Raw genomic sequence first — 25,051 nt, forward strand, 5'->3', positions numbered from 1 at the left:
GCTTAACGCACCAGCGTCATTCGCTGGGAGAAGACGTGGCCGGGAAGTACCAAGCGGTAGACATACACGCCGGCGCTGAGGTGCCGCCCGTCGAACCGCACGGCGTGGTACCCGGCCTCGTGCTCGCCGGAGGCCAGCACCGCCACGCGCCGCCCGAGCATGTCATACACCGTGAGCCGCGCCTGCTGCGCCTCGGGCAGTTCGAAGGCCAGGGTCACGGTCTCCGCGAAGGGGTTGGGGTAGGCCGACGCCAGGCTGGGCTCCGCCGGCAGCAGCCCGTCGCCCGCACTCCCCTTGCCGAAAACGACGTCCGAGACGTCGAGCGCGAACGGAGCCTCGGTGCTCCCGTTGCCCCAAACGAAGAACGACAGCACGACCGCGTCCTCGCCCGCGAACCCGTCGCTGCCGCCCGTCCGGCGGAGGTCGGCGAACGGAATGCGGATGCGGCGCTGCCCCGCTGTCAGCGAGAAGCTGCTGCTGAAGTGGTCGGAGGTCCGAATGCTTGCCTTTTCGAGTAGCATCCGCACGTCGCCCTGGCCCGAGGCCGTGAACTCAACCCACTCGTAGTCGGACAGGTCGACGGGGCCGCCGCCGGGCCGGAGGTAGCGGAAGAGCGTCGCCCAGGTCTCGACGGTACCCGCCAGGCGGGCCGGCCGCTCGACGCGGCGCACGACGGCACCGGCCGTGCCGCGCGTGTCGGGCCGCACCTCGAACGTCTCGACTGTCGCTCCGGCGGGGTCGGCCGCCCAGCCCCACGCGCCGTCGGCGAGGTAGAGCAAGTCGGCCCCGGCTGCGTCGGCCTCGACGAAGAACGCCACGTCGAAGACCGGGCCGGTTTCGAACGTAGCCGTCACGACGCTCCCGTCGCTCTCTGCTAGCTCGATCCTCTCCTCGAAGCCGGTCCGCTCGCCGCCCTCGACCCGGGCGAGGGTCCCGCCGACGAGCCGGACGTGCTCCGCCGCCGCTCCGTTGTTGAGTTCGATGTCCAGGCGGCCGTTGGCGTACTCCGCCCGGCGCACGAACACGCTCGGCAGCGTCGGGGCGTTCGCCTCGGTGTTGCGGTAGACGACCGCGCCGCCGAGCCCGCTGAGGACGCGCTCGACGAGGTCCACGGTGTAGTCCCGCGAGACGCTCCACGCCTGGACGTTGACGACGTCCTCGCCCGTGCCCTCGGGCGCGTAGTCCGTCAGGAGGAACCGGCTGTCCACGGTGTAGCCCGCGCCGGTGGGGTAGGCTACGAAGCTGACGGCGTAGTCCACCGAGCCGTTCGGGTAGCGGAGCTGCGCCAGCACGAAGGGGTGCCCGAGGATGTCGACGTGCTCGATGCCTTCGAGGACCGCCCCGCGCAGGCGGTCGCAGACGACCTTCGTGTGCTCGTAAATCTCACCGGGGGCCGTAGTCGTCGCGAAGAGCACAGCGGTGCGGCGGTTGTCGGCCGCACGGTGGTAGTCCGCCGCGAGCACAGCGCGGGCGTTCGTGACGGGGAGTAGGTCGCCCGGCGAGACCTCGAAGGGGATGCTCCCGGCCGGCCCCTCAGCGGGGAAGATCGACTGGAGGTCGGTGGAGCGCTGGGCCGTGCCGGCGGGCGCGAGGCGCGGCGGGGCGAGCGACTCGCCCCGCTCCAGCGTCGCGGCGTCGCTCACGCGGCGGCCGTAGAGCACGTTCGCCAGCGTCTGCGCCATCGTGCCGTTGGACTCCAACCCGCCCTCGCCGCCGGAGGACGACCCGCCGGTCGTGGCCGTCGCCGAGGCGTAGTCGTCCTCGGCCGTGGCTCCGTTGTACGGCGTCGAGTCCGCGTCGACCTGGTCGACCGCCGCGACTTCGGCGAGCCCGGTGAACGCGACTTGGTCGACGAGCAGCCGGACGGTGACGGCGAGCTTGATCGACGCGCCCGGAGGCAACATCGGGACCTCCCAGAGCGTGCCGCTGTAGGTCCCCGTTTCCGGTACCGCGGAGACGATCTCGACCGTATCGGCGCGGGCGAGGACGGGGTGCGAGACCTGGATGCCCGTGGCATCGACGAGGCCTTCGTTCGTGAGAACTAGCGTGAACGTGACGGCATCGCCCCGGCTTGGGCTCGGCTCGTCAACCGTCATCGAGAGCGCGAGGTCGGTCGAGGTGGTCGTCCCGAAGTCGTTGCTGACGCTCGCGTTGCCGAAGCCAGCGAACAAGACAGGGTAGCTCGTGACGGTCGTCATCGCCTCGGAGCCACGCTGCCCGAGGCTGTACGCGACCACGAACGCGCCCTCGGCCGCGACGGTGAAGCCGTAGCTCCCGTCCGCAGCCGTGGTCGTCGTGGCGAGGCGGACGTCGGTGGTGGCGTCGGCCGTCCCGCTGCCGTCCACGTCGCGCCATAGCACGACCGGCAGGCCGGAGACCGCCGTGTCTCCGTCGTCATACACCCCGTTCGCGTTGGGGTCGAAAAAGGTGGTGCCGGAGACGGTGTTGACGCCGTCGGTGAGGCAGGCGACGGCCTCAAAGTCCGTCCCGCCGCTCAGGCCGGCGACGCGGCTGGCCGAGCCGGTCGCAGGATCGATGGTGAAGAAGGCGTTCCGGTCGCTGCCAGTGCTGCCGGTCGTGCCGTAGAGCGTGCCGGTAGCGTCAAAGCTGAGACCTTCCATGTCGCGCACGCCGAGTGCGCCGAGGTCGGTCACCGCGCCGGTCGCCGGGTCGATCTCGACGAGGCGGTCCGCCCCGCCGCCGTTGGCGACGCCGAAAATCCGGCCGTCGAGCGGGCTGACGGCGAGGTCGTCGATGTCGTTGCGTCGGGGTGAGGCCGAGCGCGTGCCGACCGCGACGTAGTCCGCGCCGGCACCAAACGCGTCAGCGACCACCTTGCCGGTGGCCGGGTCGATCTCGAGGAGCAGGTCCTCCTGCGACCCATCCCGGCGGTGCACGCCGAGGAGGCGGCCCGTGAACGGATCGAAGGCCAGCCCATCGACCTCGTCGAAGGTGATCGTACCCGCTGCGCCGTCGCCGCTGCCGAAGGTCGGAGCTCCGGGGTTGACGAGCACGAAGGTCCCCGTCGTCCGGTCGATCACGCCGAGGCGGTCGCCGTCGGCGGCGTAGAGCATGCCGCCGGGCTGCATCGCGATTCCCTCGATGTCCTGCCCCCCTGTCCCCGACCCGATCACCGACGACGCGCCCGTCGCCCGGTCGATCCCGACGAGTTGGTCCTCGCTCCCGCCCTCGTCGGCGACGGTGAAGCAGTCGGGGGCAAAGACGATGTTCGTGGCGACGAAGAACTGCCCGCCGCCGACGAGGTCGGCCCCGCCGTCCTCAGTCTTGGGGAACGAGGCGTAGTCTACGAGGTCGGCCGAGGGCGGGGTATCCTCGCCGAACAGGGAGTAGCCGTAGATCGTCTGCCCGGCAGCGACGCCGAGGTCCGCGAGGCTGACGAAGACGCCCTTGACGTCCTGCGCGCCACTCTGGCCCGTCGGTTCGAGCGCGGTCTCCCCGTCCTCCTGCTCGAACGACACCGGCGAGAAGGCCGGGCTAACAGCCGTGTTATTGTTCGTGACGAGGACGAGGGGCCCGTAGCCGTCCGGGGCGCCGCTGCGGTCGAGCGCGGTGATGGCGGCGATTCCGAACGCATTGCCCCCGCTCCGCTCGAAGACGGGGAAGCCGGCCCCGGCGAGCGCCGCGCTGCTCGTCGACAGGCCGGTAGCGAAGAGGAAGTCGACGCGCTCGACGTTGCTGCTGATCGAGGCTCCGCGCGCGTTGTCGAAGGTGTTGTTCGAGCCCCGGTTGATGACACGGCTCCCGAGCGCGCCCGCCTCATCGTAGACGCGGCTGGCCGCGACGTCCGCCACCGAGCCGTCGTAGGTCCCGAAGTACCACACCGTTTGCTTCTCGCCGAACGGCGTCCCAGTCGGCCCGCCCGAGGCTGGATCGTACCGGCGCACGACGACGGCGTCGGCCTCGGCGTCGAACGCGTAGGTCGTCCCGCCGATCTCGAACGTGTCGAGGATGAAGTCTTCGGCCACCGGCGCGCCGTGGTTGACGGTCTTGCCGCCCACCGTGTAGCTCTCTGGCGCGAACGCCTGGGAGACCGTCGTGATGGCCTCGATGGGCGTCTGCGCGGCGAGCGGGTGCGCCGAGAGGACGAGGAGCGCCGCAAGCGCTGCGTGCGCGAAACGTAGCCGTGCGTAAAGAGCCGTCATGGTGAGTGCAACTGAGTAGGTTGAGAGGTCAGGCAGGCAGCGCCGAGGCCGAAGGTGCTTCGGCGGGGACGCCGAGGGCGACGAGTTCTCCGTCCCAACTCATCCCCCACGCGTAGAGCGCGACGAGGGTGAGGACGTGGACCGGAATGCCGAAGAGGATATAGAGAAGCGGCATGAACAGCATCGTTACCTGTTCAAGGACGAGGCCGTGCAGTACGTACTGAAGCGGTATGAGGACAGCGATGTAGGCCTGCATAATCACTGCGAGGGCGAGCTTTTTCGGCCAGGCCACGTCCTGCACATGCCAGATGAAGCCGAGCACGACCGGCGTCACGGTGGCGATCACGAGGCCTGTCGCCGTCATCGTCTGGAGGTAGTCGGCCAGGGTGTAGGGAAAGGGTTCGGTGCGGAGGGCGAAGGCGACGAGGGCGCTCGTTTGGATCAGCAGAAGTGCGCGCAGCGCGTAGATGCCCGGCGTCATCCGGTCCGGGATGAGGAAGGAGAGCGCGAACAGCAGCGCCGTCACGAGCGCCGTCACCGCCCACAACCACACGCCGGGAGGCCCGGTCTCCAGCACCAGGTGCGGCACGCCGACGGCCAAGCCCCCCCACCCTTCGTAGATCGTCATCACGACACGGTTGCCTCCGCCGATGGTTGCCAGCCCGTGTCCCCACGCGCGCCCGAGCCACGGGAGACCGGCGACCCACGCGCCGGTCGTGACGAGGGTGAGCAGCACAGCCTCTGCGAAACGGCGGGCGGGGTTGGGCACGCGGGCGAAGGCGCGGTGCTCGTGCAGAAACGTCGTCGCTCCGCCCCGGTAGGCAGGGCGGTTTCCCGGCGTGCGCTGGCTGTGTCGAGTGGGCAACGGCATCCTCAGAACCGCCGGAGCACACCGAGGCTGAGCCCGGCGCGGTCGTAGAACGGGTTGTGGTAGAGCGTGGCGCGCGCAGTGAGGTGCCAGCGCCCGCGGACCGGCTCGGTCCATGTCATGCCCAGCTCCCAACTTCGAAAGGCCACCTCGACGGCGAGCGGTTCGACGCGCAGGTAGGCTTCGCGCCCCAGGCCGATCCGGCCCGAGATACTCCGCGCGTCGGGCCGGCTGTAGGTGAGCGCGGCGTGGACGTAGGTCCCGCGCGCGTCGCCCGGCGAGCTGATGGTGTACCGGTTGCCGAGCTGCACCACGAGCGGCCCGGTGTAGTAGGCCGCCTCGGCGCGGAGGATGACGTCGTGGTTCACGTCGCGGGCGTCGTGGTAGCCGATCCCGAGGGTCGTGACGATCTGCTGGCGGGAGCCCCACTTGCGTCCGAGTTCGGCGCTGGCGCGCAGCCGGGCGTGGTACGCCCCGGCCGTGCTCGAGCCGGCGGAGGCGCTGGCGACCCATGTGCGCCCGAGAAGGCGGGCGTGGTCCACTCCAAAAACCACGCCCCCCTCCCCGAAACGCTCCTGAGCGCTCCACTGAAGCCGCCATGTTCCGCCGCCTCCGCTCAGGATAGTGTGGCTGCTCACGCCGCGCGTGTCGGCGAAACCGCCCGACACGGACTCGTACTCCGTTGCCGCCTCCACAGAGACCACCTGCACCGCCGGCTGGGCAGACGCCGCTGCCGCTGCGGAGGCAACAAAAAACGGTATGAGACAGCGGGCACGCATCGCGCGGCCTAGGCCGCCGTGGGGACCGTGTGCATCGGCTGCAGCGAAGGCACGTCCGGCGCGCTGACTTCGGTCGGCCGTTGGTCCAGGGGGCCGACGACGCTGACGCCGGGCATCCCGCTGGGGGCCATCGGCTGGCGGGCGAGGTCGCGCTCCAGAATCGCGGCGATGCGCGGTGCCGTCTTGCCATCGCCGTACGGGTTCTCGAGGCACTGCATCCGGCCGTAGAACGCCTCGTCGGTGATGAGTTCGTTGACCCAGGCTTCCAGGGCGTAGCGCTCCGTGCCGACGAGCGCCCCGCCACCGGCCTCGATCAGTTCGGGCCGCTCGGTGGTCTTGCGCAGAACGAGGACCGGCCGGTCGAGCGCGGCAGCCTCCTCCTGGATGCCGCCAGAGTCCGTCATGACGAGCCACGACTTGCGCAGCGCCCAGAGCATCTGAGGGTACGACAGCGGCTTGCTGAGCCGGATGCGGTCGGCCGTCTGCATGCCGCCCATCTGGAGGCCGAAGGCGACGGCCGAGCGCACGGCCGGGTTCGGGTGGAGCGGCCACAGGAACCGGATGCCCGGGTGCCGCGCCGCGAGCGCGCCGACGGCCGCGGCGACCTCGCTGATCGGACGGCCCCAGTTCTCGCGCCGGTGCGCCGTCACGAGCACGAGGCGGCCCCGGCTGGCCCACTCGGCCATGTCGTCGTCGAAGAGCGCGTCGGAGTCCTCGTGCTGCTCAGGAACGTCGAGGATCGCCTCCAGCCCGCGCTGCGCGGCGTCGACGATCGTGTTGCCGACGAGGTGGACGTGCTTCGGGACGCAGCCTTCACGCATCAGATTCCCGACGGCGCGGGAGGTCGGGGCGAAGTGCCACCGGGCGAGGCGCGCGACGATCTCGCGGTTCTTCTCCTCCGGGAACGGGTCGCGGCCGTTGTGCGAGCGCAGCCCGGCCTCGACGTGGCCGACCGGGATGCCCGCGTAGAACGCCGCCAGGGCCGCGGCGAGCGTCGAGGACGTGTCGCCGTGCACCAGCATGGCAACGGCCTCAGACTCGACCATGACCTCGTCGAGCGTGTCGAGCAGGCGGGCAGAGAGGTGGCCGAGCGTCGGGCGCTCCCGCGCCAGGTCGAGCGCCAGGTCGGGCGTCATCTCGAAGAAGTCGTAGAGCGGCCAGGCCATGTCGCTGTGCTGACCGGTGTGGAGCACGACGGGGCGAAGCGAGCTGGCCTTGAGCGCGTGGTACACGGGGGCCATCTTGATGATCTCTGGGCGAGTGCCCATGCAGAGCAGTACGGTGTTGGCAGGCATGGAAGGGAGTGTTGGTAGAGGTCCGCGTTTCGCGCTCCGTGTGCACGCGCCGTGCCCCGCCGACCCGCCGGGACGTTCCATAAACCACCCCTATTCAGTCTTTTCGACGAAATGCAATCTTGTTTCGACGAATGACAATTTCTGCTCGATGGAATAAGTAGAGCCTCCGGCGTAGGCGTCGCACCCTGTGCCCTCCCAGGCCCTCTTTGCATCCTAGCGTGCCCTGCGGCACAACCTTTCTACCGGCGAGGTTACCAGACGGAACGAGCGGGGCACCGCGCGGGGCATAGGCCTCCGACTAAACGTGCCGTCTCTGGGCCGCCGTCACACGTCCGGCTTCGAGCGCCCAGACGGTGCCGTGGACGCACGATCCGGCCGAGGCGTACACCCGACGCCCGGTCGCTGTCGTTCCGGTCTCCGGCGTGCCGACGACGCTGCCCTGGGCGAGCACCAGGTCCCCGTCGGCCGCCGCCACGCCCGCGATCCGGCTCCCGGCTCCGACGTACAGGTCGCGCTTGCTGAACAGGCTGCCCTGCACCTCTACCTCGGGCCCGAGGTTCATCGGCCCGTGGCTCTTGGCGCTGCCTCGCAGCACGGCGGCGGCTTCCAGCCGCAGCGCGCCCGTGACCACGAGGTCGGCCTCGACGAGCGTGCGCGCCGGCACCGTGAGGTCGCCGCGCACCAGGAACCGGCCGGCGGCCTCGTCCGCGTGCGGCGGCGGCTCGAAGGGGAGACGCGCCGCCGCGACTGCCTCCCCGCCTGCTACCGCCTCGCCGAACCGGACGGCCGGCGCGCACAGCCGCTCGAACGAGCAGCCGACGCCGATCCGCAGCACGCGTCCCGCCGACGCCGTACCGGTGACCGCCTCTCCAGCCGGCACGGTCACTTCGTCCTCGGCGACGTCCTCGCGCAAGCGGAGGTCTTCCCGGTAGCGGTTCGAGAGCGCAAGCGGAGCCGCGTCTCGGCGGCGGTACACTTCCAGCACGGCGGGCACGAAGGGGAGTGCGATCCAGACCAGCACCGCGATGACGACGAGCCACAGCATCGGTCATCCGCTGCCCGGGAGGTCGGGCGTGTCCGAACGGAAGCGTTTGGTCTTGTCCCACACGAGCCGGCGCTTGCCGGGCCTGATCTGGTCAACGGTCTCTTCGATGACGGCGCGGGAGGTGGCGACGAGGCTGACGAGGAAGCCGAGGAGGTTGAGCGGAAGCAGCCGGATGCGCTGCCGCCCCCCGTCGAGCCGCGCCCCGGAGGCAATCTCGAAGAAGGCGGCGAAGTTGCCGAGCGTGTTGTACGAGGCGACGGCCAGCAAGGCGATGACACCGTTGAGCGGGTGGAGGCCAAGATAGAACAGCGTCACCGCCAGCAGCCACCCGAGGAGCAGCACCGGCCCCATCGCGTAGACGCCCAGCAGGAGCAACCCATCCAGGCGGCCCCGCAGGCCCAGGTGGGCGCTGCCGAGGACGGTCCCGGCGTAGCGGATCGCCGCGTCGGTGTGACCGCGCGCCCAGCGCCGGATCTGCTTCGTCCGCACCGACCACGTCTCGGGCGACTCCTCGTAGCACTCGGCGCGGTTGACGTAAGCCACTTTCCACCCGGCCGCGAGCACCTTGCAGGTGATGTCGGTGTCCTCGGTGAGCGTGTCGTCGCGCCAGCCGCCGACGGCGTCGACCACGCTGCGGCGGACGCCGCCGCAGGTGCCGCCGTACTGCGGCACGAGGCCGAGGTTCATCCGCGCCTGCTGGTCGACCTGGTAGCCGCCGGTCCGCTCCAGGTCCAGCAGCCGCGTCATCAGGTTGGCGTCGGTGTTGACCGGCACGACGCGGCCCATCACCGCCCCGATCTCAGGGTCGAAGAACGGTGCGACGAGCGTCTTGATGAGGTCGCGGCCGGGGAGGTAGTCCGCGTCGAAGATCAGCACGATGTCGGTGTCGACGAGGCCGTAGGCATCGTTGAGCGCGGCCGCTTTACCGGGTTTCCCACCGGTCCGGTGGAAGGGCCTGATCCGCCCCGGGTGCTCGGCCACGCATGCGTCGATCACGGCGCGCGTCCGGTCCTGCGAGCGGTCGTTGACCGGGATGACTGTGATCCGGTCGGCGGGGTAGTCCACCTTGAGCAGGTTGCCGATGCTGTCGGCGATCACGGCCTCCTCGTTGTGAGCGGGAATGAGCACCGTCACGGCCGGCCAGGCGAGTGTGTCGAGCGCGGCGTAGGGATGACGCTGCCGCCCGAACATCCGGTTGAAGGTGAAGGCGTAGTGGCGGAGCGTGTAGAGGAGAATGAGGAAGATGACGCCGTAGAGGGTGTAGATAAGTGCCCGAACCCACCCGCTCTCCGCTCGCACCGCCGGCACGTCCGCTGCCTGAGTGACCTCCCACGGCCCAGCCCACGCCTCGGCCACCGAGCCGGAACCGGAGGGATCGGCCAGTGCTGTGGCCGAGAGGACCACCACCAGGACGCCCAGCGCAGTTGCAGACTGCGCCGTGCGAGCCGGTTGGCCGAGGCGGAAAGGAAGCAAAGCAAGAGGTAGAGTGAGCGGCGACGCCGGGCGCTCCGGCACCCTTCAATCTTCCTGCCATCCTCCTGTATGGTCGCAGGCTGCGAGCGGCGACGGGGGCCCAGAGCCGAGCCGGAGGCGCAGGCAGCCGGGCAAATACCCTGAACCGGGGATTGCGGCAGGGCGCGTTGCAGGCGGTACTTAGGAGTCCTTCCCGATCCCTACGATCTGACCCCTTCACGCTATGCGTTTCTCTGCGATCCTACTCACGTTCTTCCTGCTGGGCACTTCGGTAGCCTACGCCCAGACCACCTGGACCGGTGCCGCCGGCACCGCCGCTTGGTGCGACGCTGCCAACTGGGATGCCGGCGTCCCGACAGCCTCGACCAACGCCTTCGTGCGCGGCGGCGCAGTCGTCTACCCCCTCGTGGACGGCACCGAACCGTGCACCGTCACCGCCCTCAACCTCGACGTCAACGACAACAGCAGCGGCGGTCGTGTAACAGTGAGCGGGGGTATCCTCGACGTAGTCTCGACTCTCGAGACGCGGAACAGCGGCGGCAACACCGGCCTCAGGCTGACAGGCGGCATCGTGACGGCAGCCCCGCTCACACTCAGCGGCGATCACGCCGGGCGCTTCACCGGGGGCGAGCTTCAGCTATCTGGGTTCCGGTCGCGCATTTCGGGCGTCTTCCGACCGGCCGGCACCCTCGTCCGCATCACTAGCGCCCACCGAGTCATCGTCGACGACCCAGGGATCACGCCGGGGCGCAGCTTCTTCGAGAACGTCGTCGTCGAGGCTGGGGCTAGCCTCACCATGCGCTCGATCAGCGCGCTGCCGGGCAACGCCTGGTTCACCGGCTCGCTCTCGGGGGCCGGCGGGGCCAGCGGCTTCCAGCTCTACTTCACCACACAGCTTCCGACCCTGACGGGCAGCTATTCCACCACCGGAGCGACCTATTTCTACGGCACCCGCACGATCGGCACCAGCGAGAGCTACACTTTCCCGGGCGGCAACCTCGAGATCGGCAACACGTCGTCCAGCGATGGCCTCGGTGGGCGCATCCGCGTCGCCGGCGGCGGCACACTCACCGTGCCGGGCAGCCTCACGACCTATACCAATGCCGAGGGCCAGGGCCTGGTCATAGCCGGCGGCGAGGTCGAGACCCGGGCGCTTGTGCTCAACGGGGACGCCTCGGCCAACTACGTCGGCGGTGAACTCCGGCTGACCGGCGGGCTCACGTCGCGCGTATCGGGCGTCTTCCGGCCGTCGGGCACGCTCGTCCGCGTCGTCGGCACCTCCCAGGTCATCGTCGACGATCCGGGCATCACGCCGGGGCGCAGCTTCTTCGAGAACGTCGTCGTCGAGGCTGGGGCTAGCCTCACCATGCGCTCGATCAGCGCGCTGCCGGGCAACGCCTGGTTCACCGGCTCGCTCTCGGGAGCTGGCGGGGCCAGCGGCTTCCAGCTCTACTTTACCACGCAGTTGCCGGCGCTCACCGGTTCGTACTCAACCACCGGGGCCACCTACTTCCTCGGGACCCGCGTACTCGGGCCGGGGCAGAGCTACGCTCTGCCCAGCGGCGACCTCGAAATCAGCGACGGCGGCCAGATCCTCGTCGGAGGGGGCACCCTCACCGTGCCAGGCCGGCTCACGACCGAAAGCACAAGCCCGTCGTCGGGGCTGGGCATCGGGGCTGGCCTCGTCGCGGTCAACACCGTCTCGACGGTGGGCGACCACACCGGGCGCTTCATCGGCGGCGAGTTGCAGATCTCCGGCAGCGGCTCGCGCTTCGCCGGCATCTTCCGCCCCTCGGGTACGCTCGTCCGCTACCTGACCGGGGCTGGCAGGTCGCTCCAGACGATCATGGACAACGCCGGCACCGGGCCGGGTCAGAACTACTTCCGCGACCTCCTTATCGAGGGTACCGGCACGCTGAGCATGCGCTCGGTCAGCGCCACGGCCGGCAACGTCGCCGTCATCGGCAGGCTCACGATGGCGTCGAGCCGGCTGGCGGCCTTCCAGCTCTTCGGGACCCCGTTCCTCGCCTCGCCGCGCTCGCCCGACGGCGATGCGGGGCTGCTCATCCAGTTCCCAGTCACGGTCTCGGGCGTCAACGTCGACGGGCTGGTGGTCGACTCCAACGGTCGCCTCATCGTCGAGAGCAGCGGCTGCCTCCGGCTCGACAACACGGACTTCCCCCGGTTCTCCGCGACCGAGCCGCGCCTGACGGTCCGCCACCCCGGCGGGGACATCGAGTTCAACAACCTGACGTTTTCTACGCCCCCGAGCAACCTCCACCTCGCTGCCGAGGACACGGCACCGGGCAACCTGTCTCCCCTCCGCCTCTTCATCGTCGCCCCGGACCCGGCGACGGCGACGGAGGGCACCAACTACACGCAGGCCGGCGGAGCCGACGTGCGGTGGGACGCCCCACCGCTCGGTCGCCTTCCGGTGACACTGGCCCTCGAACCGGCGGCGGCCCCTCCGGTCGTGATCCCGTCCGGCGGCGGCCCGCTCGCCTACGAGGCCATGCTGACCAACACCTCGGCCGAGGCGCAGACGTTCGAGGCGCGGATCGTCGCTCTGCTCCCCGGCGGCGCTCCGTTCGGGCCGCTCCAGGGCCCGCTCACGCTCCGCATACCGGCAGGCCAGACGATTGGACCGATCCCGTTTACCGAGACCGTTCCGGGGCTCGCACCGGCCGGAGCCTACGAGGTCGTGCTCGAAGGGACGGCGCTGTGCCCCGAGGCCAGCCCGCTCCCCGACGCGTTCACTTTCGAGAAAGAGGCGGGCGACGGCAGCCTGGCGCGGCCGGTCTCGCTCGGCCAACTCTTCGGTGCGTGGACAGACGGCGAGAACGAGGGCGTATCGGTGGCAGGCGTGCGCCGGGCGGAGTCTGCCTCCGACGTGGTGAGCGCTGAAGCCGGGGGTTCGCTTCCCGAGGTCTTCGCCCTCCACGCGGCCTATCCCAACCCGTCGCGTGGCGCGGTCTCGCTCGGCCTGGGCGTACCCGCTACACGCGAGGTCCGGGTCGAGGTCTTCGACACGCTCGGGCGCCGCGTGGCACTGCTTCACGACGGGCCGCTCGCCGCCGGGGAGCACACGCTCCGCCTCCGGGGCGAAGCGCTCCCGGCGGGCGTCTACGTCGTCCGCGCCGCCGACGGCGCGGCGGCGCTCACGCAGCGCATCACCCTGCTACGCTAGCCCGACCCGAGGTGGGCCGCGGAGGGGTCAGGACGAGGATGGGTCCTGGCCCCTCTGTCCGTTTCACCTCAGCCCGCGTCTACCCGTTTCCGGGTAGGCCTCCGGCTCTGCACGCCTGCATTTCCCCTTTCCCGGCGATTGTGAGCGGCCTACTTGTCGGGCGATACTGGGCCCGTCCTTACGAAACCTCGTCTGGAGCGGTCCCGACGCGACCTCCGGCGGCGCTCCTCAACCCGAACCCGATATGCTATCCACGACCTTCCGCATCCTGACCCTCTGCCTGGTGCTGCCGCTGCTCGCCGCGTGCGACTCCGGCGACCCTGACGACGGGCCGCAGTCCGTCGACCCCGGCAACGCGAGCGCCGTCAGTTCCCTCCTCAACCTCGTGGGCGGCGAGCGCGCCGAGGGCAGCCCGCCGGCCCCGTCCAGCGCCGACGAAGCCCCCGACGTGAGCGCCGGGGCCAGCGCCGTGTCGATCCAGCCCGGCGGCCGGCTCACGCTGAACTTCGCCTACGCCGACGGCAGCGCGCTCGCAGGCTACTACCTCGCCGTCGTCGGGGCCGACGACTACTTCAACGTGCCCTTCAGCGGCGACGCCGCCGCGAGCGGCACCGCGAGCCTCGCCTTCCAGATCCCCGCGTCGCTCGGCGACGGCTCGTTCGACGTGGCCTACTGCGTCTACAACAGCGACGGCCTCGTCAGCAACATCATCACGACGACCGTCTCGCTCAGCGGCAACGCCCCGGGCAACGTGGACGCCGGCGGCGAAGACAGCAGCGGCGGCGAGACCGACGGCGGCGAGCTGTCGTGGACCGAGAACGCCGTCTCGCTGCGCGGCAACAACGGCGCCCGCTACCGCTTCGACTGCCCAGCAAACGGCACCCTTCGCACCGTCTGGGGGACCGACCTCTACACCGACGACTCGTCGATCTGCACGGCGGCGGTCCACGCGGGCGAGATCACGCAGGCCGGAGGCAGCGTCGTCATCGAGATTCGCCCCGGGGCCGAGTCCTACACCGGCTCGGAGCGCAACGGCGTCACCTCCAGCAACTGGGGCCAGTGGTCGGGGAGCTTCCTCTTCCCGTAGGCACCTCAGCCAGCGATAAGCAAGAAAGCCCCGACCGCCAAGCAGACGGTCGGGGCTTTGCTGTGTCAAGCCGCGAGGCTAGACCTCGACGGCGGCGCTGCTGCCGTCGCCCGACATCGGGCCGGCGGCCCCGCTGACGGCGGCCTGGAGCGCTTCGAGCTCGCGCTTCGAGCCGACCACGAGGTCGCGGTAGCGCCGGAGGCCGGTGCCCGCCGGGACGAGCTGCCCGACGATCACGTTCTCCTTCAGCCCGTAGAGGTCGTCCGACTTCGCGCCGATCGCGGCGTCGGTGAGCACCTTCGTCGTCTCCTGGAACGAGGCGGCGGAGATGAACGAGTCCGTCGCAAGCGCAGCCTGGGTGATCCCGAGCAGCACGCTCTCGGCGACGGCCGGCTCGGTCGAGCGGACCTCGACCGGGGCCTTGTCCTGGCGCTTCATCTCGGAGTTGGTCTCCCGAAGCTGGCGGCGCGAGATCACCGAGCCGATCTCCATGTCGGTATCGCCCGGCAGCGTCACCACGAACTGGTCGTAGAGCTCGTCGTTGGCCTGCTCGAGGGCGAAGCGGTCCACGAGGTCGCCTTCGAGGAACGTCGTGTCGCCCGGGTCGGTGATGCGGACCTTCTGCATCATCTGCCGGACAATCGCCTCGATGTGCTTGTCGTTGATCGTCACGCCCTGGAGGCGGTAGACCTCCTGGACCTCGTTGGTGAGGTACTCCTGCACCGCCGTCGGGCCCTGGATGGCGAGGATGTCTTGCGGCGAGATCTGGCCGTCGGAGAGCGCCTCGCCCGCGCGGACGAAGTCGTTCTCGTGGACGAGCAGGTGCTTCGAGAGCGAGACGAGGTACGTCTTCTCGGTCGCCCCGTCGCGGCTCGTCACGATGACCTCTTGGGAGCCGCGCTTCCGGCCGCCGAAGCTCACCACGCCGTCGATCTCGGAGACGACGGCCGGGTCGGTCGGCTGGCGCGCCTCGAAGAGCTCGATCACGCGCGGGAGACCGCCCGTGATGTCGCGCGTCTTGGCGCTCTGGCGCGGGATCTTCGCCACGACCTGCCCGGCCTGCACCGCATCGCCCTCGTCGATCTGGAGGCGGGCGCGGACAGGCATCGTGTACTCCTTCTTGCCCTTCTTCTGCTTGATGATGACGGCCGGCGTGAGGTTGCGCTCGCGCGTCTCGGTGATGACCTTCTCCTTGTAGCCCGTCTGCTCGTCCGACTCCTCGCGGTAGGTCGTGCCTTCGATCACGTCCTGGAACGCGACCGTGCCCTCGACCTCGGAGAGGATGACGGAGTTGTACGGGTCCCACGAGGCGAGCACGTCGCCCTTCTCAATCGTCTTGCCATCCTTGATGAGCAGTTCGGCCCCGTACGGGATCGGGTACGAGATAAGCTGGCGGTTGTCGTCGCCGGCGTCGAGGATGCGGATCTCGCCCTGGCGCGAGAGGACGGTCACCCGGGCCTCCTCGCCGTCGTCGTAGTTGACGGTGCGGAGGTTCTCGAAGGCGACCTTGCCCGCGAACTTGGACTGGATCGTGCTCTCGGCCGAGATGCGGCTGGCCGTGCCGCCGATGTGGAAGGTCCGAAGCGTAAGCTGCGTCCCCGGCTCGCCAATCGACTGCGCCGCGATGACGCCAATGGCTTCGCCCGGCTCGACGAGGCGGCCGTTGGCGAGGTTGCGCCCGTAGCAGAGCGCGCACACGCCGCGCCGCGCCTCACACGTCAGCACCGACCGGATCTCGACGGTCTCGATCGAGGTCTGGGCAATCGCCTCGGCGACGGCCTCGGTGATCATCTCGTTGGCTTCGACGATCACTTCGCCCGAGAGCGGGTCGACCACCTCGGTGATGGCGACGCGGCCGAGGATGCGGTCGGCGAGCGGCTCGACCACGTCCTCGTTGTCTTTGAGCGCGGCGATCTTGATGCCGCGGATCGTCCCGCAGTCGTACTCGGTGACGGTCATGTCCTGGCTCACGTCGACGAGGCGGCGCGTGAGGTAGCCGGCGTCGGCCGTCTTGAGCGCCGTGTCGGCGAGGCCCTTGCGCGCGCCGTGGGTCGAGATGAAGTACTCGAGCACCGAGAGGCCCTCCTTGAAGTTGGAGAGGATCGGGTTCTCGATGATCTCGCCGGCCGAGCCGGAGAGCGACTTCTGCGGCTTCGCCATCAGGCCGCGCATCCCGCCGAGCTGGCGGATCTGCTCCTTCGAGCCGCGCGCGCCGGAGTCGGCCATCATGTAGATGGCGTTGAAGCCCTCGCGGTCCTCCTTGAGCGCGTTGAAGAGCACGTCCGAGACGCGGTTGTTGGTCCGCGTCCAGACGTCGATCACCTGGTTGTAGCGCTCGTTGTCGGTGATGAAGCCCATCTCGTACTGCCCGCGCACGTCGGCGACCTCGGCCTCGGCCTTGTCGATCAGCTCGCGCTTGGCGTCGGGCACGACGATGTCGGAGAGCGAGAAGCTCAGCCCGCCGAGCATGGCCTGCAGGAAGCCGAGGTTCTTGACCTCGTCGAGGAACCGGGCCGTCCCGGAGAAGCCGGCGGCCTTGAAGACGCGGGCGATGATGCCGCGGAGGTTCTTCTTGGTCAGCACCTCGTTGATGTAGCCGACGCCCTCGGGGACGATGTCGTTGAAGAGCGCCTTGCCGACGGTCGTCTCGAGCATCTCGCCCGAGCCGTCGGGGTCGCGGAGCTGGACGCGGGCGTGGAGCGCGACCTGGCCCTGGTCGTAGGCCTGGCGGACCTCGTCGACCGAGAGGAAGCGCATGCCCTCGCCCTGCTGGCCGGGGCGGCTCTTGGTGAGGTAGTACATCCCGAGCACCATGTCCTGGCTCGGGACCGCGACCGGGCCGCCGTGCGCCGGGGACATGATGTTGTGGGACGACAGCATCAGCAGCTGCGCCTCCAGGATCGCGTCCTGGCTGAGCGGGACGTGGACGGCCATCTGGTCGCCGTCGAAGTCGGCGTTGAAGGCCGTCGTGACGAGCGGGTGCAGGCGGATCGCCTTGCCCTCGATCAGCACCGGCTGGAAGGCCTGGATGCCGAGGCGGTGGAGCGTCGGCGCGCGGTTGAGCATCACCGGGTGCCCCTCGATCACCTTCTCCAGGATGTCGAACACGTCGGCCGTCCGGCGGTCGACGACCTTCTTGGCCGACTTGACCGTCTTGACGATGCCGCGCTCGATCAGCTTGCGGATGATGAACGGCTTGAAGAGCTCGACGGCCATCTCCTTCGGGAGGCCGCACTCGTGGAGCGCGAGCTCGGGCCCGACGACGATCACCGAGCGGCCGGAGTAGTCGACGCGCTTGCCGAGGAGGTTCTGGCGGAACCGGCCCTGCTTGCCCTTGAGCATGTCGCTCAGGCTCTTGAGCGCGCGGTTCGAGTCCGAGCGGACGGCGTTGGCCTTCCGGCTGTTATCGAAGAGCGAGTCGACCGCCTCCTGGAGCATCCGCTTCTCGTTGCGGAGGATGACCTCGGGGGCCTTGATGTCCATCAGCCGCTTGAGGCGGTTGTTGCGGATGATGACGCGGCGGTAGAGGTCGTTAAGGTCGGACGTTGCGAAGCGACCGCCTTCGAGCGGGACGAGCGGGCGCAGCTCCGGCGGGATGACGGGGACGACCTTCATCACCATCCACTCAGGCCGGTTCTCCATCTTCTTGTGCGACTCGCGGAAGTTCTCCACGACGGCGAGGCGCTTGAGCGCGTCGGCCTTGCGGGCCTGGCTCGTCTCGGTCTTGGCCTGGAAGCGGAGCTCGCGCGAGAGGCGCGGCAGGTTCTGCCGCTTGAGGAGCTCCTCGACGGCCTCGCCGCCGATCATGGCGATGAACTTCTCGGGGTCGTCGTCCGGGAGGCGGTTGTTGTCCTCGCGGATCTGGTAGAGGACGTCGTAGTACTCGTCCTCGGAGAGAAGCTGCCCCTCTTCGATCCCGAGCGCCGCCCCGCCGCCCGGCTGGATGACGACGTAGGACTCGTAGTAGACCACCTTGTCGAGGTCCTTCGACTTCATCCCCAGGAGGTGCCCGATCTTGTTCGGGACGCTCTTGAAGTACCAGATGTGGACCACTGGCACGGAGAGCGTGATGTGGCCCATCCGCTCGCGGCGGACCTTCTTCTGGGTCACCTCGACGCCGCAGCGGTCGCAGATGATGCCCTTGTAGCGGATGCCCTTGTACTTGCCGCAGTGGCACTCCCAGTCCTTGACCGGGCCGAAGATCTTCTCGCAGAAGAGACCGTCCTTCTCCGGCTTGAACGAGCGGTAGTTGATCGTCTCCGGCTTGAGCACCTCGCCGTGGCTCCGCTCGAGGATCGACTCGGGCGAGGACAGGCTGACGGTGATCGAGGAGACGCCTTTGCGGGTGGGGACCTGCGTGGTTCCGTATGCCATAATGTGTATCGCGTGCTAAAAGATGATACCGGGTGTAGAGGCGACCGGCCGGTCGCCCCTACGGTTGGCATGAACGACTAATCCAGCTTCACCTCTAGGCCGAGGCCCTGAAGCTCGCGGACGAGGACGTTGAAGCTCTCCGGGATGCCCGGCTCGGGCAGCGTGTCGCCCTTGACGATGGCTTCGTAGGTCTTCGAGCGGCCCTGCACGTCGTCGCTCTTGACGGTGAGCAGTTCACGGAGGACGGCCGAGGCCCCGTAGGCGTAGAGGGCCCAGACCTCCATCTCGCCGAAGCGCTGGCCGCCGAACTGCGCCTTCCCGCCCAGCGGCTGCTGGGTGATGAGCGAGTACGGCCCGATCGACCGGGCGTGGATTTTGTCCTCGACGAGGTGCGAGAGCTTGAGCATGTAGATCTGCCCGACCGTGGTGAGCTGGTCGAACGGATCGCCCGTGCGTCCGTCGTAGAGCTGGGCGCGCCCGTCGGCCGGCAGCCCGGCCGCTTCGAGTTCGGCGGCGATGTCTTCCATCGTCGCCCCGTCGAAGGCCGGCGTGGCGTACTTCACGCCGAGCTTGTCGCCAGCCCAGCCGAGGAGCGTCTCGAAGATCTGCCCGAGGTTCATCCGAGAGGGAACCCCCAGAGGGTTGAGGCAGATGTCGACCGGCGTTCCGTCCTCCAGGAACGGCATGTCCTCGACCGGGACGATCTTGGCGACGACACCCTTGTTGCCGTGGCGCCCGGCCATCTTGTCGCCGACCTGGAGCTTGCGCTTCTTGGCGATGTAAACCTTCGCGAGCTGGACGATCCCCGGCGGGAGCTCGTCGCCCATCTGGATCCGGTACTGCTCGCGGCGGGCCGCGCCGGTCACGTCGGCGTGGCGGCGTTGGTAGTTGGCGAGCAGGCGGGCGATCTGCTTGTCCTTCTTCGTGTTCTTGGTGAACGCCTGCCGGATCTTCATCTCGGCCGGCGAGACCGTCTCGAACGACTTCTTGGTGACCTTGCCGCCCTCGGAGATCACGACGGTCCCGTCACGGAGTTCGACCCCGCCCGAGGTCTCGTTGTGGCTGAGCTCGAAGAAGCGCTCGTAGAACGCCTCGTTGAGCTCGTCCACGTCGCGGGCGAGCTGGTTCTCGATCTGCTCGAGGCGCATCTCCTCGGCCTTCTTGGTCGCCGGGTCGGCCTTGCGGCGGCTGAAGAGCTGGGTGTCGATCACGACGCCCTGCATGCCCGGCTTGGCCTTGAGGCTGGCGTCCTTCACGTCGCCCGCCTTGTCACCGAAGATGGCGCGGAGCAGCTTCTCCTCCGGCGTCGGGTCGGTCTCGCCCTTCGGCGTGATCTTACCGACGATGATGTCGCCCGGCCCGACCTCGGCCCCGATGCGGACGATGCCGCGCTCGTCGAGGTCCTTGGTGGCCTCCTCGGAGACGTTGGGGATCTCGCGCGTGAGCTCCTCCTCGCCGCGCTTGGTGTCGCGGACCTGGTGCTCGAACTCCTCGATGTGGACGCTCGTGAACACGTCGTCGGTGACGACGCGCTCCGAGATGACGATGGCGTCCTCGAAGTTGTAGCCCTTCCACGGCATAAACGCTACGAGGACGTTCTTGCCGAGGGCGAGCTCGCCGTTCTGGGTCGAGCAGCCGTCGGCGAGGACCTCGCCCTTCTTGACGCGCTGCCCGGCCTCGACGAGCGGCTTCTGGTTGATCGAGGTGTCCTGGTTGGTCCGGCGGAACTTGACGAGGTCGTAGACCCGAACCGGCTCCTCGAACGCGAGCTTGGCGTCGCCCTTGGCCTCGTCGTAGCGCACGACGATCCGGTTGGCGTCGACCTGCTCGACCACGCCGTTCGCCTCGGCGACAACGAGCGCACGGCTGTCGCGCGCGGCGCGGCCCTCGAGGCCCGTCCCGACGATCGGCGACTCGGGCCGAAGCAGCGGCACTGCCTGGCGCTGCATGTTCGACCCCATCAGGGCGCGGTTGGCGTCGTCGTGCTCCAGGAACGGGATCATGCTCGCCGCGGGCGAGATGATCTGGTTCGGCGCGATGTCCATGTACTGGATCTCCTCCGGCCGCATCAGCGGGAAGTCGCCGCGCTGGCGGCACCGGACGAACTCGTTCTCGAAGTTGCCCTTGTCGTCGATCGGCGCGTTCGCCTGGGCGATGATGACGCGGTCCTCGTCTTCGGCCGAGAGGTACTCGATCTTGTCGGTGACCTTACCCTTCTTGACGACGCGGTACGGGGTCTCGATAAACCCGAAGTCGTTGATGACGCCGTGGGTGCAGAGCGACGAGATGAGCCCAATGTTAGGGCCTTCCGGCGTCTCGATCGGGCAGAGGCGCCCGTAGTGCGTGTAGTGCACGTCGCGGACCTCGAACCCAGCGCGTTCGCGTGTCAGGCCGCCCGGACCGAGCGCCGACATCCGACGCTTGTGCGTCAGCTCGGCGAGCGGGTTGGTCTGGTCCATGAACTGCGAGAGCTGGTTCGTCCCGAAGAACGTGTTGATGACCGACGAGACCGTCCGCGCGTTGACGAGGTCCTGCGGGGTGAACTTGTCGGCGTCGCGGAGATTCATGCGCTCCTTGATCGTCCGCGCCATGCGCGCGAGGCCGAGCGAGAACTGGCTCTGGAGCTGCTCCCCGACGGTCCGCACGCGGCGGTTGCCGAGGTGGTCGATGTCGTCGACGTGGCTCTTGCCGTTCTGGAGGAGGATGAGCTCCTTGACGATCGCGATGATGTCGTCGCGCGTCAGCGTCACGTCGTCCCGGTCCTTCGGGAGCGCGAGGCGCGTGTTGATCCGGTAGCGGCCGACGTCGCCGAGGTCGTAGCGCTTCTCGGAGAAGAACAGCCGGTCGAGGACGCCGCGGGCGGTCTCGGTGTCCGGCGGCTCGGAGCCGCGGAGCTGGATGTAGAGGTAGTCGAGCGCCTCCTCCTCACTGTGCGTCGGGTCCTTCTTGAGCGTGTTGAGAAGCGTGGTCTTGTCGGTCTCGCCGCCGTCCTCGTCGCTCTCCTTGCGGACGAAGACCTGCTCGATGCCGGCCTCCTTGAGCGTCCCGTAATCGTCCTCTTCGATCTCGTGCTCGGCCGGGAGGAGCACCTCGCGCTCGCGGCGCTCGTCGAGCACCTCGCCCGTGTCCTCGTCTACGATCTCCTCGATCCGCTCGACGGTTACGCTCGCGGCGAGGACGCGCCCGACCGCCTTCGACTTGAAGGTCTTCTTGTTGGTCGTCGCGACCGTGTCGGCGAGGTCGAAGAGGCCGATGACCTCCTGGTTCGACGAGTAGCCGAGCGCGCGGAGGAGCGTCGTGACCGGCAGCTTCTTCTTCCGGTCGATGTAGGCCCACATCACGTTTGAAACGTCGGTCGAGAACTCGATCCACGAGCCGCGAAACGGGATCACGCGGGCCTGGTAGAGCTCCGTCCCGTTCGGGTGGACGTTCTGCCCGAAGAACACGCCCGGCGAGCGGTGGAGCTGGCTCACCACGACGCGCTCGGCCCCGTTGATGACGAACGTGCCCTGCTCCGTCATGAACGGCAGGTTGCCGAGGTAAACGTCCTGCTGGACAGCCTCTTACGGCTCGTCCTCATCCTCGTCTTCCTTCGCCGAGAGCCGGAGCTTGGCCTTGAGCGGCACGGCGAAGCTGAGGCCCTGCGCGATGCACTCCTCGACCGAGTGCTTCGGCGCGTCGAGTTCGTAGTGGAGGAACTCAAGCGTGTAGCGCTCGCGGCTGTCGGTGATCGGGAAGTGCTCGAGAAAGACTCCCTGCAACCCCTTGGCGGGGTCACGCTCCTCCGGCGCCACGTCGGCCTGCGCGAAGTCCGCGAAGCTCTGAAGCTGCACCCCGAGGAAGTCGGGGTATTCCAGCACGGGCTGGATGTCGGCGAAGGTGAGGCGCCCGGTGTCCATCGCGGGCAGGTCTTTGCGTGAGCGTGTCGTGGCGGTAGTGGTTCCGTTCTGTTGGACCTTCTTGTTTTTGCTCAACGTGTGCCCCGGTGTGTTGGTAGCTGCCGAAAAAATTGGGCCAAACGACCGAACGGGCAACGCGAGGTGCCCCTCCGGGTTCCGGCGGGTGCCGGCCGAAGCCGGCATTTCTAGCGCGTGCCGCTCGGTGTGCTCAAGCGGCGAAAGCCGGCTCCCGCTGCGGCCCGCTGGCGGTCGCGTTCGGGAAAGCCGGCTTCACCTCATCGCCCGGCCCTGACAGCGCGTGCGCCGAGGGCCGAGCGGCGGGTGAGTCGGTGTGGCGAGCGCCGAGCTACTTGAGCTCGACTTCGGCACCGGCCCCTTCGAGCCGGCCCTTGATGTCCTCGGCTTCGGCCTTTGGTGCCGCCTCCTTGATCGGGCTGGGCGCGCCGTCGACGAGCTCCTTGGCTTCCTTGAGGCCGAGGCCGGTGATGCCGCGGACCTCCTTGATGACGGCGATCTTGTTGCCGCCGATGCCCTTGAGGATCACGTCGAACTCGGTCTGCTCCTCGGCGGCGGCGGCACCGTCGCCCCCGGCAGGCCCGGCGACCGCGACGGCCGCGGCGGCAGGCTTGATGCCGTACTCCTCTTCGAGGAGGGTGGCGAGTTCGTTGGCCTCTTTGATGGTCAAGTTGACCAACTGTTCTGCGATGTCCTTGATGTCTGCCATGGTGTTGGAGTTTCCTGCGGCGGTCTGTGCCCGGGGGCTGCGCCGCTGATTAAGGGATGGTGTGAGGGTGTTTCTAGTTTGCCGTTTCTCGTTTCTCGTTAGCCGCGCTCGGTCGGATAGCCCAACGAGAAACGAAAAACGAGGAACCAGAAACCGAAGGGCGCTAGCCCTCTTCCTTCTCGGCGATGGTCTTGAGTGCACCGACGAGGTTCGATCCTTGCGCCTGGAGACCGCCGACGATGTTGGTCGCCGGAGCCATGAGGAGGCCGAGGATGTCGCCGATGAGCTCGTCCTTGCTCTTGAGCGCGGCGAGCTGGTCGAGCGCGTCGGAGCCAAAGAAAGCGCCGTCGACGTAGGCACCCTTCAGCTTGGGAAGCTCGGCGTCACCTTCGAGGAACTTCTTGATGACCTTGCCGGGCGTGGCCGGGTCGTTGGTGAACGCAACGGCAGTCGGGCCGCTGAGGTATTCGTAGAGGCCGGAGTAGTCGACCTCGGCGTCGTCCATCGCCCGCTTGAGGAGCGTGTTCTTGAGCACCTTATACCGGACGTCCGCCTTGAAGAACTCGCCGCGCAGGGTGTTGGCCTGCTCGACCGTGAGGCCGGCGTAGTCCGTCAGGTAGATGGTGTTTACGCTCTCGAGGTCTTCTGCAATCGCGGCGACCGCTTCGCGCTTCTGTTCTTTCGTGAGTGCCATGGTTCGATTGGGGGTTGGGGATTTTAGATTTCGGATTGTCTGCTGCTCCGAGCGTTCAATCCAGAATCAGAAATCCAAAGTCTAAAATCACCTTGCGGCGCCGACGGCGGCGTTGCGGTCGATGGGCACGGGCGGCCCCATCGTGGTCGAGAGCGTGATCGAGCGCATGTAGACGCCCTTCGCGGAGGCGGGCCGGAGCCGGAGAATCTCTTTGACGAAGGCGGCCGCGTTCTCGCTGATCTGCTCGGGCGAGAACGACGACTTGCCGATCGAAGTGTGGATGTTGCCGAACTTGTCGACGCGGAAGTCGATCCGGCCGGCCTTGACGGCCTGCACGGCCTCGGCCACGTCGTTCGTGACGGTTCCGCTCTTGGGGTTCGGCATCAGGCCGCGCGGCCCGAGGACGCGCCCGAGGCGGCCGATCTTCGGCATCACGCTCGGGGTCGCGATCATCACGTCGAAGTCGACGAAGCCCTCGTTCTGGATTTTGTTGACGTACTCGTCGAGCCCGGCCATGTCGGCCCCGGCGTCGAGCGCTTCCTGCTCCCGGCCTTCGTCGACGAGCGCGAGCACGCGTACCGTCTTGCCGGTCCCATGCGGGAGGGCAACCGAGCCGCGCACCATCTGGTCCGCGTGGCGCGGGTCGACCCCGAGCCGCATGTCGATGTCGATCGACTCGTCGAACTTCGCCTTCGAGGTCTTCTTGATGAGGTCGGCCGCTTCGTCCATCGAGAACGATCCGCCGTTGGCCTCGCCGGCTTCGCGGATGGCCTCCTGGGCCTCGCGATAGCGCTTTCCTTTCTTAGCCATGTGCTTCGTTGCTGTGCGGTGCAAGCGCCAACCGTGGATTGGCTCCCGCTGTGGATAAAGTTCCTGGTTTTTCGTTTCTGGTTCTCAGTTCGGCACACTCGCCGTTCCTGCTGAACCAGAAACTAGAAACCGAAAGCTAGAAACGCCGTCAGGCGACCGGCGCGCCGGAGACCGTGATCCCCATCGAGCGGGCGGTGCCTGCAATCATCCGGGCGGCTTGGTCGACGGTGTGGGCGTTGAGGTCTTCCATCTTCGCCTCGGCGATCTCCTTGCACTGGTCCCAGGTCACGTTTGCGACCTTCTCGCGGAGCGGGTCGCCTGCCCCCTTCGGCACGTTGGCTGCCTTCTTCAAGAGGACGGCCGCGGGCGGGCTCTTGGTGATGAAGGAGAAGCTCTTGTCGGCAAAGACCGTGATCACGACCGGGATCACGAGCCCCATCTTCTCCTGGGTCTGCGCGTTGAACGCCTTGCAGAACTCCATGATGTTGACGCCGTGCTGGCCAAGCGCCGGGCCAATCGGCGGGGCCGGGCTGGCCTGGCCTGCCTTGATCTGCAGCTTGATGAAGCTGTCTATTTTCTTCGCCATAGTCGGAGTGCGGTGCAAGCGCCAAGGGCTGGACCTCGGCTCCCGCGGCTAGGTCTGAGGGTGGGAG

13 protein-coding genes and 1 pseudogene are annotated in these 25,051 nt (G+C 68.4%); 2 read left to right on the forward strand and 12 right to left on the reverse strand.

The features are described 5' to 3' along the window. Nucleotides 1–2: 2 nt before the first annotated feature. The 6 genes from AAGI91_07850 to AAGI91_07875 form a co-directional block, all read right to left on the reverse strand. On the reverse strand, nt 3–4,163 hold the full coding sequence (locus AAGI91_07850) for an SdrD B-like domain-containing protein (GenBank protein ID MEM1042529.1): 4,161 nt from the start codon (nt 4,161–4,163) through the stop codon (nt 3–5). A gap of 28 nt (nt 4,164–4,191) precedes the next feature. Beyond that, nucleotides 4,192–5,034, reverse strand: coding sequence for a hypothetical protein (locus AAGI91_07855; protein MEM1042530.1), 843 nt, complete (start codon nt 5,032–5,034; stop codon nt 4,192–4,194). Between the two features lie 2 nt (nt 5,035–5,036). Beyond that, entirely contained in the window at nt 5,037–5,741 is a 705-nt protein-coding gene (locus AAGI91_07860; GenBank protein ID MEM1042531.1) for a YaiO family outer membrane beta-barrel protein, read from the reverse strand. A 77-nt stretch (nt 5,742–5,818) separates the two neighbouring features. Continuing rightward, nucleotides 5,819–7,105, reverse strand: coding sequence for a UDP-N-acetylglucosamine 2-epimerase (non-hydrolyzing) (gene wecB, locus AAGI91_07865; protein MEM1042532.1), 1,287 nt, complete (start codon nt 7,103–7,105; stop codon nt 5,819–5,821). 298 nt (nt 7,106–7,403) lie between these two features. Then, nucleotides 7,404–8,150 (reverse strand): hypothetical protein, encoded by a 747-nt coding sequence (locus AAGI91_07870; protein MEM1042533.1) that lies wholly within the window; start codon nt 8,148–8,150, stop codon nt 7,404–7,406. A gap of 3 nt (nt 8,151–8,153) precedes the next feature. After that, nucleotides 8,154–9,623: a glycosyltransferase family 2 protein gene (locus AAGI91_07875; GenBank protein MEM1042534.1), complete on the reverse strand. Its 1,470-nt coding sequence runs from the start codon at nt 9,621–9,623 to the stop codon at nt 8,154–8,156. A gap of 223 nt (nt 9,624–9,846) precedes the next feature. Between AAGI91_07875 and AAGI91_07880 the strand changes: the two genes are divergently transcribed. Together AAGI91_07880 and AAGI91_07885 are read left to right on the forward strand one after the other, a co-directional pair. Next, the gene (locus AAGI91_07880; GenBank protein MEM1042535.1) at nt 9,847–12,810 is read left to right on the forward strand and encodes a T9SS type A sorting domain-containing protein; all 2,964 of its coding nucleotides are present in this window, start codon (nt 9,847–9,849) and stop codon (nt 12,808–12,810) included. Nucleotides 12,811–13,054: 244 nt separating this feature from the next. Next, nucleotides 13,055–13,897 carry an LCCL domain-containing protein gene (locus AAGI91_07885; protein MEM1042536.1) on the forward strand — a complete coding sequence of 281 codons (843 nt, stop codon included), beginning with the start codon at nt 13,055–13,057 and terminating at the stop codon, nt 13,895–13,897. A gap of 78 nt (nt 13,898–13,975) precedes the next feature. Here AAGI91_07885 and rpoC read toward each other — a convergent pair whose 3' ends face one another. From rpoC to rplK, 6 genes and pseudogenes are all read right to left on the reverse strand, one after another. Next, nucleotides 13,976–18,271 (reverse strand): DNA-directed RNA polymerase subunit beta', encoded by a 4,296-nt coding sequence (rpoC, locus tag AAGI91_07890; GenBank protein ID MEM1042537.1) that lies wholly within the window; start codon nt 18,269–18,271, stop codon nt 13,976–13,978. A 77-nt stretch (nt 18,272–18,348) separates the two neighbouring features. Continuing rightward, nucleotides 18,349–22,170: pseudogene (gene rpoB / locus AAGI91_07895) on the reverse strand (DNA-directed RNA polymerase subunit beta). A gap of 346 nt (nt 22,171–22,516) precedes the next feature. Further along, nucleotides 22,517–22,894, reverse strand: a complete 378-nt coding sequence (gene rplL, locus AAGI91_07900) for a 50S ribosomal protein L7/L12 (GenBank protein MEM1042538.1) — start codon at nt 22,892–22,894, stop codon at nt 22,517–22,519. 163 nt (nt 22,895–23,057) lie between these two features. Then, nucleotides 23,058–23,588 carry a 50S ribosomal protein L10 gene (rplJ, locus tag AAGI91_07905; protein ID MEM1042539.1) on the reverse strand — a complete coding sequence of 177 codons (531 nt, stop codon included), beginning with the start codon at nt 23,586–23,588 and terminating at the stop codon, nt 23,058–23,060. Between the two features lie 87 nt (nt 23,589–23,675). Further along, entirely contained in the window at nt 23,676–24,398 is a 723-nt protein-coding gene (gene rplA / locus AAGI91_07910; protein MEM1042540.1) for a 50S ribosomal protein L1, read from the reverse strand. 148 nt (nt 24,399–24,546) lie between these two features. Beyond that, nucleotides 24,547–24,984, reverse strand: coding sequence for a 50S ribosomal protein L11 (rplK, locus tag AAGI91_07915; protein ID MEM1042541.1), 438 nt, complete (start codon nt 24,982–24,984; stop codon nt 24,547–24,549). Nucleotides 24,985–25,051 lie beyond the last annotated feature (67 nt).

This window comes from Bacteroidota bacterium (assembly GCA_038746285.1).
Taxonomy (GTDB): domain Bacteria; phylum Bacteroidota; class Rhodothermia; order Rhodothermales; family JANQRZ01; genus JANQRZ01.